This window comes from Paraflavitalea sp. CAU 1676 (assembly GCF_029223285.1).
GTDB lineage: Bacteria > Bacteroidota > Bacteroidia > Chitinophagales > Chitinophagaceae > Paraflavitalea.
Window position 1 is genome coordinate 44,539 of sequence record NZ_JARHUJ010000001.1, and the last position, 14,629, is coordinate 59,167.

Consider the following 14,629-nt stretch of genomic DNA (forward strand, 5'->3'; position numbering starts at 1 on the left):
ATGGGAAAGTTTATCGTTTCAAAGCGCTCCAATGGCGAATATCAGTTCAAATTAATAGCGACAAACGGACAGATAATATTGTCAAGTGAGGGGTATGCTACAAAGTCTTCCTGCGAAAATGGAATAGCGTCTGTTAAGACAAATTCGCAAGACGATTCAAAATTTATTAGAAAGACTGCGTCTAATGGGCTGTTCTATTTTAATTTAAAGGCTAATAATGGTGAGGTTATTGGGACGAGCGAAATGTACGCTAGCGAGTCAGGAAGAGAAAGCGGCATCTACTCTGTTAAGGTTAATGCAGGAGTTGGTAAAGTTGAATATTCGTGATTTCCAATAGTGCCCGTGCCTTTAGAGGAGGGACAATATTTGTATAGACTATTGTTTTGCCTTTCCGAAAGACTACTTTCAGCTATTTCTGCTACAAGTTTGGTTTACTGTGATCTACTTACTTCATTATTAGCAACACCGTTTTGTTTCTCCATGACTGATTTAAGATTTTCCCAATATTAAAGTTATAAGAGCTAAATTATAGTAATCTAGCTAGATAACCACTCACGGCCGCTGAGTGTGTACGATATAAAGCTTACTACACGAATTGGATTCTGAATTGGAAAAAGATATAAATATTCAAGCTCTTTCCACTCCCCTTGGCAAATTGCTGGCAAAAAACAAAAAAGGTCACCGAAGTGACCTTTAAGTTGTTAATTCTTAAGCTCCCCCTGCTGGACTTGAACCAGCGACCCTCTGATTAACAGTCAGATGCTCTAACCAACTGAGCTAAGGAGGAATATTGCTTGCCAATTTGGCCTTTTCGGGCTATCGGCGAGCCCCTTTTCGGAATGAATGTCAGGACTTTAGTTGTCTTTTCACCGCTTGTTCTGAAAGGGGTTGCAAAAATAGGGATTTTTATATTTCTGCCATGCCTTTGGGCAAATTTTTCTAGGAAATTATTTTCAACTTATCACATCTCACATTCCCGCCTTTTCGTAGCTGATCAACAACAAATTATAGTAACTTACTATTCGATGACTTCATCCAATGTGCTTACCAAGCCTGCGATATCCATGAAGACATACAGGCCTATATTATTCGTCAGCGCCATCGTACTCGCAGGTGTTACCTTCTTCTTATGGTCTGCCTGGAAAGACCGGCGCCGTGCCGAAATTTCCCAGCAACTCCTCTTCCACAATAACCGGATCATTAACGCCCTCGATACCGTACAGATCCTTCTCACTTCCAAAGAGTCCGCCGTTCGCGGCTACACCATCTCCGGCGACTACGTTTTTATCGCCCACCTGCCCCACTATAATAAGATCATTAAATCGAGCCTGGCCACCGCCGGTCAGCTCCTGTCCAATAATCCCGAACAGATCGGCCACCTTGAGGAAGTAACAAAGCTCGTCAACGAAAAAGACAGCTTTCAACAGCTCATCATTCAGGCACGCAAATCATCCATCGATAGCGCCATCAAACTCTCCGCCGGCCTTAAAGGCAAGAACTTCATGGACCAGATCTCGGCCCACTTCGCCGAAATGAAGACTGCGCAAAACGTATTGCTCCAGCAAACCATCGCACTCAATAAAGAATCTAGCCGCAAATCACTTCAAACCTCCATCATTGGAGCATTGGCCGTACTGGCCTTCATCGGCATCTTGCTATCGCGCCTCAATCGCGACTTCCTGCTGCGCCGCAGAGCAGAAGACGAGGTCGCCAAAAGTGAATCCAAATACCGCGAGTTTGTCGAAAACGCCGGCGTGATCACCTATACCGCCGATATCGACGGCTACTTCACCTTCATCAGCAAACAGGTGGAAACCCTCACCGGATACACGCCCGATGAAATGATCGGCAAGCATTTCTCAGTACTCATTCCGCCCGAACATATTCCCGACGTTGCCGAGAAATACTACAACCAATTCAGGAACCGGATCCGCGAAACCACCCTCACCTTTCCCATCCAGTTCAAGGGAAATGGTATCCGATGGGTAGAGCAAGACGCCATCCTGCTCGAAAAAGATGGCCGGGTACAAGGCTTTCAATGCGTGGTGAAAGACGTTACAGAACAGGAGCTCGTTCGCCAAAAGCTCGAGAAAATAGAGGCCGAGCAGAAAGAATATCAATACCGAATTCAGGCCATCCTCGACAACGCCCCCCTCATGATCTATGTAAAAGATCTCGAAGGGCGCTACCTGCTGGCCAATCGCCAATGCCGCGAAGTGTTTGGATTAAGCGACGACGACATCCTCGGGAAAACAGTTTTTGAAGTACAGGGCAACAAGCAGTCGGCCGATCGCTACAACATTGCCGACCAGGAAGTCATCAAAACCCGCAAGCCGGTCGAGCTGGAAGATGTGCTGCGGCTGGCCGATGGCGACCACCACCTGTTGACCATTAAGTTTCCGCTATACGATAAAGACAATAACCTGCTCGGCGTGAGCGGCTTCATGAAAGACATTACCGAAATGGTGAAGTCACGCCAGGAGATGATCCTGGCCAGGCAAAAAGCAGAATCAGCAGAAACCCTGCAGGAACAGTTTCTTGCCAATATGAGCCATGAGATACGTACCCCGATGAACGGCATTCTCGGTATGACCAACCTCCTCATGCAAACCCAGCTCGAAAAGCAACAGCGTGAATATGTGCAGATGATCAAACAGTCGAGCGACAACCTGCTCGTATTGATCAACGATATTCTCGACCTGTCGAAGATCAAAGCCGGTAAGATCAGCATTGAAAAAATACCCTTCGACCTCAGTGAACTGCTCAAAACCGTCAACGCTACCTTCCGCATGAAGGCTGCCGAAAAGCAACTCAGTTTCTCTACCCTGCTCCACCCTTCGGTGCCTACCTATATTGTCGGTGATCCGCATCGGCTCAGCCAAATTTTAAACAACCTGCTTAGCAACGCCATCAAGTTTACGGAGAAAGGTTTTGTGACGCTAGAGATCAACCTGCAAGAGATCAAGGACCAACAAGCCACGCTCTGCATCCAGGTGAGCGACTCCGGCATCGGTATCGATACCAAACAGCTCGGTCTGATCTTCGAAAGTTTCTCACAAGCTTCTTCCGATACTACCCGTCGCTTTGGCGGTACGGGTCTAGGCCTGGCCATCACCAAGCGGCTGGCCGAAATGCAGAAAGGCAGTATACAGGTGAGCAGCAAGGCCGGCGCCGGAACTACCTTCACCGTAGTGCTTCCCTTCGGCATTTCCAGTGCGCAGGAAGTGGCACGTACCAGCGTTCAGATCGCACCTCCGGTGAACGAGCTCGACGGATACGCCGGACACCATGTATTGATCGTCGAAGACAACGACGTAAACCAGCGCGTGCTCAAGTATAACCTGGAGCAGTACCAAATAGAAGTATCGGTAGTGGAAAATGGTAAAGATGCTGTGCGCTGGCTCGAGAAGAATAAGACCGACCTGGTGCTGATGGACCTGCACATGCCGTTGATGGATGGCTTCCAGGCCACCGATTATATACGTCGCCAGCTGAAGCTGGATGTTCCAATCGTGGTGCTAACCGCCAGTGTGTTGCGCAATGAAAAGTCGCGCTGCCTGCAAATAGGCGCTAATGACTATGTGGCCAAGCCTTTTGCTCCGGAAGAATTACGCCGTTGCCTGGATCGGTACCTGCTGCAACGTGGTCATGAGAATGGCGACGGCCGGACTGAAGGAAGTTCCGATAATATTACGCCTGTATTTGACATATCACTGCTGATGCAATTGAACAACGACAAAGCCATCCGGGAGATATACACAGTATTTGAAAGCATGGTACCGGCGGGGCTTGAAGAAATGAAAGAGCTAGCCATTCAGGAAAACTGGAAAGCGGTATACGATCTCGCCCATAAACTAAAAAGCAGCCTCGGCATCATCCAGGTAAAAGACCTGTTGGGAAAAATGGCCACCATCGAGACCAACGCACGCAGTCAGCAACACCTCAAGGAAATACTCCCCATGATCAACGAATCGATCGCAGCGTACTACCATGTAGCGCCGATGATAAAAATGGAGATCGAGAAAACCCTTGCTTAGGAGACCGCAGCCTCGGAAAACTTTTGTTTGAAGACGGGCGGGTTGTAATGCGAGTCTGATTTAATTCCGCTAATAAACGCCGAAGCTGTTAACTAGACCCCGGTCTAGTCTACCAGCTCCCAAACAATCCCGCATCAGGCAACCCCACAAACATTCCGTCTTCGCGAAGCTGTACGGGGTACGTTTTGAGGAAATATCCTTCGCCGCTGGTATTGCGTCCGTTCTTGACGCTGAATTTATAGCGATGCAGGGGGCACACGATATTGCCCAGCGCATCGATATAGCCGTCTTGCATGATGCCACTGGCATGCGGGCATTTATAGGCAAACCCAAACCACTCTTCCTGGTACTTACCCAGACAGATCTTTTTGCCTTTCACTTCCACCACGGCGATCTTGGTTTCGCTCAGTATGAGCTCTGCCTCGCCTTCTGCTACCTTATGCCAGTTGAGTTGTTGTGCAGCCATAATGAAAAAGCCGGCGACGAAGTCGCCGGCCTCAAAACTATCTTTTAGAAATAAGTTGTCTTATAAGGATAACGTATCTGGTAAAGCTCCTTCACCTTGTTGAGGATGGTGTTACGCAGCTCTTCCATATTCCGTCGCTCGAGGGCAGATATGAATACACAATTGCCCTGCAGGGTATTTTCCCAACGCTCCTTCAGCTCCTTTACAATCTCCGTCTTCACTTCTTCCTCGAGCCAGGGATCGAAGGTATTCTTTTCATAAAGATCCATCTTATTGAAGATGGTGATCACCGGCTTGTCATAAGCGCCCAGCTCCTGCAGTGTACTATTCACCACATTGATCTGATCTTCGTATTGGGCATGAGAAATGTCAACCACATGCAACAGGATATCGGCCTCGCGCACCTCATCGAGTGTACTCTTGAAGCTCTCTACCAGGTGGTGCGGCAATTTGCGGATAAATCCTACCGTATCGCTCAATAAGAATGGCGTCGTCTCAAAAACCACTTTCCGGGTGGTAGTCTCCAGCGTAGCGAAGAGCTTATTCTCGGCAAACACATCACTTTTGCTCAGCAGGTTCATGATGGTCGACTTGCCCACGTTGGTATACCCAACCAGTGACACACGGATAAACTCTCCCCGGTCTTTTCGCTGGATAAACGACTGCTTATCGATCTCGCCCAGACGCTTGCGCAACAAAGCGATCTTTTCCTTTACGATCCGACGGTCGGTTTCGATCTCCGTTTCACCGGGACCTCTCGTGCCGATACCACCACCCAAACGTTCAAGGTGCTTCCACATCCCTTTCAGGCGGGGCATCAGGTACTGGTATTGGGCCAGCTCTACCTGCGTTTTCGCCTGGGCCGTCTTGGCGCGGCGGGCGAATATGTCCAGAATAAGGTCACTGCGGTCGATCACCTTTATCTCTAATACCTTTTCAATATTGGAGATCTGTGAGCCCGTGAGCTCATCATCGAATATAATAAGGTTGATATCCCTTCCGGTAATAAAGGCCTTGATCTCTTCCAGCTTTCCCTTTCCGAGAAAGGTTTTGCTATCGGGGTGCGGGAGTTTCTGAATATAGCGCTTTACGGCGGTGGCTCCGGCAGTTTCGGCCAGGAATGCCAGCTCATCGAGGTACTCTTTAACCTGCGCTTCTGTTTGGGTCTTGTACACCAATCCGGCTAGTACGGCTTTCTCCTCTTTTTGAATAATGTTCTTGTTCTCTAACAACGACTAAATATTTTGGGTGCAAAAATAACCATTCTATCGGCAATGCCTGTTTTTGTGTAAAGGCCATCGTTTCCAGAGCGTATTCCCGCCAAAACGGAACGCATAATTCTTAAACTATGCATAGTTGATCAGCCCAGCGCGCCATACCAATTTTAAAGAAAAAAGGCGCCCCAAGTGGAGCGCCTTTTTAAGTTCTTATGTAAACCAGACCGTCTCAAACGGGCCGGAGTATTTTATAATCCACTCAGTACCAAGCCGATCTGGAAGGGACGAACATCTGGTCCAAAGCCTTCCTTGATGAAAGCATTTACCTGGTAGCTGGCGAAGACGCCCAGCGCTCCGTAACCGGCACGGGCAGTAACCGCCAAACGGGTGCCGTTGAAATAACGCTTGGATTTCTCCTTCATCGTGTAGGCGTTGATGGTGGCGCCCGACTTGCTTTCAAGGGTTTTACCCTTTACTTGCGCGCTCAACAGGGTTCCTATCTTACCGCCAACCGCGATCTTCCAGCTTCTGTTGGTGTTTTCGGGATTGGTCACGAAGCGCAGTTCAATAGGAGCTTCGAGGTAAGTAGTATTCAGTTTGTACTTTTTGAAGTGGTTGGTGTCGGCCAGGTTGCGGAAACTGAGCGTATTGCCGCGGCGTCCGGTAATGTCGATGTCCATCTTATCGAAGTACATATTATCAGATCCTACACCTGCACCGATGCCTACGCTGAAGCGCGGATCGCTTTTGAAGGGCAGGTCAAACATGAAGTAGGCGTTGAAAGTACGGGGAAGGCCCTTGGTGTTGATCGTATCTGGTATTTGAGACCAGCTATTGTATCCCAACTGCAGCATGAAGTGGTCGTTGGCACGGTTGGTGAGTTTAACCTTACTCCAATCTTTTTTCTTACTGGGCAGGGATGTTTTGGTAGAGTCCTGGGCCACTACAGCAGTCATAGAAGCCAGGGCAAAGAAAAGCGTCAGGATTTGTTTCATACCAGATAAATAATTGATCAAATGTATCCTACGAAGGGTTAATGAAAGGTTAAGGTTAAAAAAATGCCCATAGCATAGGCCATGGGCAAGTAAAAAAGTGGGCCCTGTTGGTATCGAACCAACGACCCCCTGATTATGAGTCAGGTGCTCTAACCGACTGAGCTAAGGGCCCTCTCCGTAAGGAGGAAATATGTAAATAAAAGAACTGATCAAACCATTCGCCTCTTAAAACTGTTGATCGATCCGATCTACAGTCTGAGGCACTCTCTGCAACGTTTAACCGGTTCACGCCGGACTAAAAGAGCTATACCCGATTTTCGGGAGAGTGGCAAAATTAGAGAAATTCGATTACTATGGGGAAGAAATCTGCTTTATTTTTTGATTTAACTTGTGCAGGCAGCTATGGTACTGGAATGATGGTCTTTATTTAGCCGGTTGCTATGTCGAAGCTTGCTCACATCAAAGAAATACAACGTCGTATAGCTTTATATGACGATGAATCTGCTTATAAGGAGCTGTTCTGTGTATTTTATAAGCCCCTGATGCGGTTCGCTCACACTTTTTGCCACTCATATGAAATGTCGGAAGAGATCGTTTCGGATGTATTCATCAGCATCTGGCAACGCCGCACCACACTGGAAGAGATCCATAACCTCAAGGTCTATTTATACATCAGCACAAAAAATACCGCCCTTAAATACCTGCTGAAGCAGCAAAAACAGGTTTCCATCACCATCGATGATCTCCACGTAGAGCTCGAAAGCCACTACAACAATCCCGAACAGTTGATGATGACGGCCGAAATGCTGGCCCGGGTAGAACAGGCCATTACGCACCTGCCACCCCGTTGCAAGCTGGTCTTCAAGTTGATCAAAGAAGATGGGTTGCGGTACAAAGAGGTGGCCGAAATTCTGGGCATTTCAGTAAAAACCATTGACAACCAACTCGCCATCGCCCTCGCCAAAATCGGCAAAGCCCTCAATGTGAACCTCAAGAAGATTGTGAAGTTTTAAGCCGGCTATTATTTTACCATCGTTGTAAGAAAAGCACACACAAAAAGCGCCCTGTAGACACCCCTAGATCACTCTCCGATCAGTCCCATAGTACACTTTGAGTAGGCCCCCATTAGGCCCAAAGGAAGTTCGGGGGAACTCCGAGGTAAGTCCGGGGGAACGGCGAGCCAACAGGCCTCAAAGTCAGGCTGGACGCGGATTTTTGCCGAAGTAGATTGGCGGATGCAGTCCCATGGCGGGTTTGCTCGAAATGGCAAATTTAAAATTACTGTACGCATAACCTGGGTAAACTCGTTACCTGTAATTTACAACAGCAACCGCCCCTTCTCCAAATATAATCTGAGCCCGCGCCAAAACAGCGCCGGGGTGCCGGGGAGTTCAACCTCCAGTGGCTTTCCCTGAACGTAAACGCTGCCACATTTCCTGCACTTCGGGGTCCGCTACAACCACTCCAGCCACTTTCTGGATATTGCCTGCACATTGCCTGCACATTGCCTGAAACGCCACTGCTCCCATTGACAATACGTAGGCTCTATGCAGGCCATGTGCAGGCCATGCGGCAACGAAGCACCCGCCATTTCCCTCGCCCTAAAAAATATATTTCAAAACCCTTTGGGGGATTTTGCTGCAAACAGGCTCCTTACATAATAGCAACCAACCAAACCGACCTACCACTCTATGTCTACTGAACGCATTTGGGAACTGATGGCCAGAAAACTGGCGGGGGAAGCCTCGGCCGATGAACTGGAGGAACTGGAACAGCTGTTACGCAATCATCCAGACCTCCACGTACCGGTACAGGCCATCGCCGACCTGTGGCAACACACGTCACCCCCGCCCGATAATATTTCTGTCACCACCAGCTACCAGCATCACATAGCGCGGATGCAGGCCAAGGGTATATCTATCGGTCAGGCGCCCGATGACAATGTGCTGCTCCTGGAAGGCACCCGTAAGCCGTCCGGGCGCCGCTATTGGATGTATACCGGCATTGCCGCCAGCCTCATTGGGGCGGCATGGTTTTTATATTGGTTACTGCTCCCGCCAACAGTCAACCTGTCGTCTGTGACAGAAAAAAGTCCGCCCAATGAGATCGTAACCAGAAATGGTTCGAAGACGCGCGTGCAATTACCCGATGGCACCCATGTATGGCTCAATGCCGGCAGCAAGCTTACATATGAAAAGGACTTTGGAGCTACCATTCGAGAAGTGACCCTTACGGGCGAAGGCTATTTCGACGTAGTAAGAAATGAAAAGAAACCTTTCATCATTCATACTGTCAAGATGGATGTGAAGGTATTGGGTACGCAATTCAACGTAAAATCTTACCCCAATGAAAAGACAACCGAAGCAGCCCTGATCCATGGCAGCATCGAAGTGTCGCTCAAAGACCGGCCCTCGGAAAAATTTATCCTGAAACCCAATGAAAAGATCATCGTCGCCAATAAAGATTCGGCACACAAGGCGAGCCACGCAGCGTCACGCGATCATGATAATCCGGGCTTATCCCTGGTGGAGATCAGGCACCTGACCTATCAAAAAAAGGACAGCGCCGTCGTGGAAACCTCCTGGCTCGAGAACAGGCTCGCTTTCCAGAACGAATCGTTCCGGGAGCTGGCGTTGAAGATGGAGCGCTGGTATGGCGTATCGATACAATTTAAAGATGAGAAAACAGCCGGACTGCGATTCACCGGCACATTTGAAGACGAGCCGGTAGAAGATGTGATGCGGGCGCTTACGATCAGCTGGCCGTTCAACTATAAGTTCCAGGGCAAAACGATCATTGTATCCCAATAACGATTACTAATTAAACCATTACTACCCATGGCGCACAACAATTCTACCTAAGTACATAAAAGCAAAACAGGATTCCGTTGGCGCGGAACCCCGTTTGAAGTTGAAAAAAGTCTCGGTACTACAACCCTCGGAAAGTTGATGTTACCTATTGTAAACCCTTTTCAATGCTTAAAGTATGAAAAAATTGAGGACTTTTCCCGATTTCCCCGGGAGGCCTAATCTATTAAAGCTTGCATTTATCATGAATTTAACGGTTGCCATACTACTCGTGAGTTGCCTTCATGTGTCAGCCGGCGTTTTCTCCCAATCCCGGGTCACCCTGAACATGCAATCGGCCGACATCAAAAAGGTATTATCGGCCATTGAAAAAAAGACCGACTATCGCTTCTTATACAATGAAAACCTGCTGGCCGCCAACCAGAAAGTAACCATCAATGCAGTGAATGAGGAGGTATTGTCTGTGGTGAACAGGATACTCGAACACACTTCACTGTCGTATGAAGTGCTCAACCAGAAATTGGTGGTGTTAAAGAAGGCCAACACGATCATCCTGCCCGCACAGGTTACCGGAAAGGTCGTCGACTCTACAGGCGCTCCGATGGTGGGCGTTTCTGTCAGGGTAAAAGGCTCCAATGTGGGAACATCTACCAATGCTGAAGGTAATTTCTCGCTTACCGTGCCCGACAATGCCGTATTGATCTTTTCGTCAGTTGGCTTCGAACCACAGGAAGTAGAAGTAGGCACCCAAACAACCATCAATGTTACGCTGCAAGCCAGCCGAGCGGCGCTCGATCAGGTGGTGGTGGTAGGTTATGGCACCACCCGCAAAAGAGACCTCACCGGCTCCGTTGCTTCCGTAAAAGGTTCCGACCTGGCCAAGCAGCCGGTACAAACCCCCACGCAGGCGATGCAGGGCCGGGTAGCCGGTGTGCAGGTCATCAGCTCTGGACAACCCAATAGTCAGCCAGTCGTGCGGATCCGTGGTACAGGTACCATGCTCGGCGGCGCCAACCCGCTCTACGTGGTAGATGGAGTGATCACCGATGATATCCGCAACATCAACTCGGCCGATATCCTGACCATGGATGTGCTGAAAGACGCTTCTGCCGCCGCTATATATGGTACGCGCGCCGCGAATGGTGTGTTGATCATCACTACCAAAAAAGGCCGCACCGGTAAGTTGGTAGTGTCTTATGATGGATCGGTAGGCCTGCGGGAAGCAACCAGCCTGGTAGATATGGCAGGCCCCAATCAATATGCCAATTACCTCAACGAAGCCAGTGTTTATTATGGAAGCGGCGACAGCCTGGTGCCTGCATCCAAACTGACCGGTACGCAAACAGATTGGTTCGATGCTATTTTGCGCAAAGGCTTTCAACAGAACCACAATATTTCGCTGTCGGGCGGTACCGATAAGTTTACTTATTTCCTGAGTGCCGGCTACCTCACCGAAGAAGGTATCCTGGAGCACAACGACTTTAACCGCTTTACCATTCGAAACAACAACGAATACAAGATCACCAGCAAGCTGAAATTATCCACGCTTATTTCTTACAGCCGGTACGATATAGACAATGTAGATGCCAACAACCTCAACAATGCCTATCGCGCAGCACCGTATGTGCCCGCGAAGATCGGCAACCGGTATGGCAATACGTCGGCTGCCAATAACGTAGCCAATCCATTGCTGTCGATCGAAAAAAGGAACGAGAACGGAATAGGTAACCGCTTCCAGAGCACTTTTGCGCTCGAATACAAGCCGGTAAACTGGATCACCTTACGGTCCAGCATGGGTGTCGATCTTGATTTCTACAAGATCAGGGCTTACCAATACAAATACAACAGCGATACCGTCACCTTCCTGGAAGGAGGTGGCAACCAGCAGCAGCCAACCAGTTCGCTCACCGTAACGGATGCTGATGCAACCAGATGGATTTGGGACAATACGGCCACTTTGACCAAGAAGTTCGATAAACACAATTTTACCCTGTTGCTGGGCGTAACGGCAGAACAATACAAATTCTCTTTATTGAGCGGTTTTCGCCGTGATGTACCCGAAAGCCCCAACCAGTGGTACCTGAACACTGGTACGCCGGACGGTAGTTCTAACACCAACTCGGGTGATAAGTGGACTCGTCATTCTTACATCTCCCGTCTGAACTATTCTTATGATGGTCGTTATCTGCTCACGGCAACATTCCGGGCCGATGGGTCATCCCGGTTCGGTTCCAATAACCGGTGGGCCTATGTACCGTCGGTAGGTGTTGGCTGGAATATCACCAGCGAAGATTTCATGGCCAACCAGGATGTTTTCAGTAACCTGAAATTGCGTGGTAGCTACGGCAGTGTTGGTAATGATGCCATTCCTACCTCCTTGTACTATTCGCTGGCCACCCTCAATGTGCCTTATTATTATGGTACCACTTCCGCGCTGGGTGTAGCTTTCGAACAAGCGAGCGATCCCAATATCAAATGGGAAGTAATGCAGGAGTTTGATTTTGGTGTCGAGTTCACTACGTTCAACAAAAGACTATCGGGAGAGATCGATTATTACAACAAGAAGACCACAGATGCCCTGGTAGAAGTAAATCTGCCCAGAATTGTGGGTGATGATAAATACATTACCAATGCGGCCAATTTCCGCAACTCGGGTGTGGAACTGACTTTGAACTGGAGCGATAATATCAATAAAGACTGGGACTATACCATTGGCGGTAATGTCGCATACAATAAGAATGAGATCATTGGCCTCAATGGCGGGCAGGCATTGTTCGATGGTAGTGTGGCAGGGGTCTTCACGACAAAATCAGACAACGGTCAGCCTATAGGAAGTTTCTTTTTGTTGCAGGATGATGGCATCTTCCAAACGCAGGCCGAGATCGATGCATCTGCTCAGAAGGATGCACGCCCCGGTGATCTGCGCTACCGCGATGTTAGCGGTCCCGACGGAAAGCCCGATGGTGTGATCTCCGATCTCGACCGCGTGTATCATGGCGCCTATATCCCCAAAGTAACCTATGGATTTAATATCGGTGTAAACTATCGGGAGTTCGATTTTAGCCTGAATGCTTACGGTACAGCCGGTGGCAAGATCTACAATGGTAAAAAAGCTACCCGTGGGGCAGATGCCAGGGATAACCTCGAGGCGTATGAAGCCAAGAACCGTTGGACGCCCAACAATACCAATACACCCATACCCAGGGCACATACCAACCAATTACCAGCCTCTACCTGGTTCCTGGAAAAAGGTGATTTCCTGCGTTTGAACAACCTGACGATCGGATACACCATTCCTAAAAAAACGTTGGAGAAATACCACATCAGTAACCTGCGGGTGTACCTCACCGGACAAAACCTGATCACGATCACTTCCTACAGCGGATTTACGCCCGAACTGTTGCCTGGTGGCGACAGACCAACCCTGGGAGCAGGCATCGAGTTGGGCTCTTACCCCACGATCCGCACGTTTGCCTTTGGCGTAAATCTCAGCTTCTAATTCATTACACTGATAAACTGATTCGATATGACAACGTTCAAACAACTTATAAAATGGATCCCACTGGTGGTAGTGCCCGTGCTGGTAATATGGGGGTGCAGTAAAAGCTTCCTCGAAGTACCGCCCGAGGGGCAGATCACTGAAGAAGAGGCACTGGTAGATCCCGGTATTGCCGATAAGATGGTAACCGGAACTTACAATACGCTGTATTTTGGTGGCTTTGGAAGAACCACGGTAGGCTTTTTGATGGCCTTTGCCGGAGATGTTACCTCCGATAATTCAGATAAAGGAAGTTCTCCAGGCGATTTTCCAAACGGCGGTCAATTGGACAATTTTACCTTTACACCCGCCAATGACATCTTCAACAACCTGTGGGGCGGTCACTACGATGCTATCGCACGGATCAACAAGGCGATCGCGATTCTGGATGCCAGCACATTCGATGAAGCAACCAGAAAGCGCTTGTTGGGCGAAGTGAGGTTCCTGAGAGGATTTTATTATTTTAACCTGGTGCGTATGTTTGGCGGCGTGCCTAAGATCATTCGCGTAGTAACGCCCACCGAAGCCAATAATGATGAGTTTCAAACAAGGGCTTCAGTGCAGGAGATTTACCAGGTCATTGTAGAGGATCTTCAATATGGAGTAGATAACCTGCCGGTAAAAGGCGATGCAGGCGCTACCACCGGCCGGGCTACCAAGGGAGCGGCACAGTCGCTACTGGCTAAGGTATACCTCTATCAAAAGGATTATCAAAAGGCGTTGGATCTTTCGCTGGCCGTTATCACTTCGGGCCGATATTCGCTCGCGTCCGATTATGCCGGCATGTTCCGTGAAATTGGGGTAAACAATTCCGAGTCGATCTTCGAAGTACAAACAGGGCCACACCGCGGTTCAACCCAATGTGATGCGGTAAGCGAGATCTATAGCAACAGTCAAGGACCAAGAGCTAAAGGAGCATGGAGAAATAATGTAGATGGCAAGCAATACGATGGCGACCTTGGATTTGGACTGAACTCTCCTTCGGCCGACCTGGCAGCCGCCTACGAGCTTGGCGATGTACGTAAAGATGCCACGATCATCTTCATCAATCCAACTGGCGGCACCAATGCAGGTACCCTGTTATGGGATGGCTTCAGGATACCCACGCAGGATTCGGTAGAGAACCCGCGCTACAGTTATAAAGCCTATCATAGTCCCTTCAAGGAAACACCCAGCTGCAATGGTTATACCGATAAAGACTGGAAGCCGAAGAACATCCGCCTCATCCGCTATGCCGAAGTGTTGCTGATCTATGCAGAAGCAGCTGCCCGCCTGGGTAATGGCGATGGAGAGGTAAAGTTGAATGAGCTACGCGCAAAGCGCGGCCTTACAGCTACCGCCGGCACTGTTGACAATGTTTGGAAAGAGCGTCGTGTTGAGTTGGCGATGGAGCATGACCGCTTCTTCGACCTGGTGCGCCAGGGACGTGCCGGCCAGGTAATGCGTGCCCATGGCAAAGCATTCGTAGATGGTAAGCACGAACTGTTTCCCATTCCACAGGCACAACGTGACCTCAGTGGCAACCGCCTTTCTCAAAACCCGAATTACTAAACTTTCTACACGCTAAAA

9 protein-coding genes and 2 tRNA genes are annotated in these 14,629 nt (G+C 49.0%); 6 read left to right on the forward strand and 5 right to left on the reverse strand.

The window, feature by feature from the left end:
• The gene (locus P2H89_RS00180; protein WP_275824439.1) at positions 1 to 327 is read left to right on the forward strand and encodes a YegP family protein; all 327 of its coding nucleotides are present in this window, start codon (positions 1 to 3) and stop codon (positions 325 to 327) included.
• A 386-nt stretch (positions 328 to 713) separates the two neighbouring features.
• Here the strand turns inward: P2H89_RS00180 and P2H89_RS00185 are convergent.
• Positions 714 to 787, reverse strand: a tRNA-Asn gene (locus P2H89_RS00185).
• 238 nt (positions 788 to 1,025) lie between these two features.
• Between P2H89_RS00185 and P2H89_RS00190 the strand changes: the two genes are divergently transcribed.
• Positions 1,026 to 4,037: a PAS domain S-box protein gene (locus P2H89_RS00190; RefSeq protein ID WP_275824440.1), complete on the forward strand. Its 3,012-nt coding sequence runs from the start codon at positions 1,026 to 1,028 to the stop codon at positions 4,035 to 4,037.
• A 109-nt stretch (positions 4,038 to 4,146) separates the two neighbouring features.
• Here P2H89_RS00190 and P2H89_RS00195 read toward each other — a convergent pair whose 3' ends face one another.
• The 4 genes from P2H89_RS00195 to P2H89_RS00210 form a co-directional block, all read right to left on the reverse strand.
• Positions 4,147 to 4,503 (reverse strand): Rieske 2Fe-2S domain-containing protein, encoded by a 357-nt coding sequence (locus P2H89_RS00195; protein WP_275824441.1) that lies wholly within the window; start codon positions 4,501 to 4,503, stop codon positions 4,147 to 4,149.
• Between the two features lie 44 nt (positions 4,504 to 4,547).
• Complete coding sequence (gene hflX / locus P2H89_RS00200; RefSeq protein ID WP_275824442.1) at positions 4,548 to 5,735, reverse strand: GTPase HflX; 1,188 nt, start codon at positions 5,733 to 5,735, stop codon at positions 4,548 to 4,550.
• 233 nt (positions 5,736 to 5,968) lie between these two features.
• Positions 5,969 to 6,715, reverse strand: a complete 747-nt coding sequence (locus P2H89_RS00205) for an outer membrane beta-barrel protein (RefSeq protein WP_275824443.1) — start codon at positions 6,713 to 6,715, stop codon at positions 5,969 to 5,971.
• Between the two features lie 98 nt (positions 6,716 to 6,813).
• Positions 6,814 to 6,887 (reverse strand) — tRNA-Ile (locus P2H89_RS00210).
• Between the two features lie 268 nt (positions 6,888 to 7,155).
• Between P2H89_RS00210 and P2H89_RS00215 the strand changes: the two genes are divergently transcribed.
• The 4 genes from P2H89_RS00215 (at position 7,156) to P2H89_RS00230 (ending at position 14,611) form a co-directional block, all read left to right on the forward strand.
• On the forward strand, positions 7,156 to 7,728 hold the full coding sequence (locus P2H89_RS00215) for an RNA polymerase sigma-70 factor (RefSeq protein ID WP_275824444.1): 573 nt from the start codon (positions 7,156 to 7,158) through the stop codon (positions 7,726 to 7,728).
• Positions 7,729 to 8,406: 678 nt separating this feature from the next.
• The gene (locus P2H89_RS00220; RefSeq protein WP_275824445.1) at positions 8,407 to 9,525 is read left to right on the forward strand and encodes a FecR domain-containing protein; all 1,119 of its coding nucleotides are present in this window, start codon (positions 8,407 to 8,409) and stop codon (positions 9,523 to 9,525) included.
• A gap of 241 nt (positions 9,526 to 9,766) precedes the next feature.
• Positions 9,767 to 13,021 carry a TonB-dependent receptor gene (locus P2H89_RS00225; RefSeq protein WP_275824446.1) on the forward strand — a complete coding sequence of 1,085 codons (3,255 nt, stop codon included), beginning with the start codon at positions 9,767 to 9,769 and terminating at the stop codon, positions 13,019 to 13,021.
• 27 nt (positions 13,022 to 13,048) lie between these two features.
• The gene (locus P2H89_RS00230) at positions 13,049 to 14,611 is read left to right on the forward strand and encodes a RagB/SusD family nutrient uptake outer membrane protein (protein ID WP_275824447.1); all 1,563 of its coding nucleotides are present in this window, start codon (positions 13,049 to 13,051) and stop codon (positions 14,609 to 14,611) included.
• Positions 14,612 to 14,629: the final 18 nt, after the last annotated feature.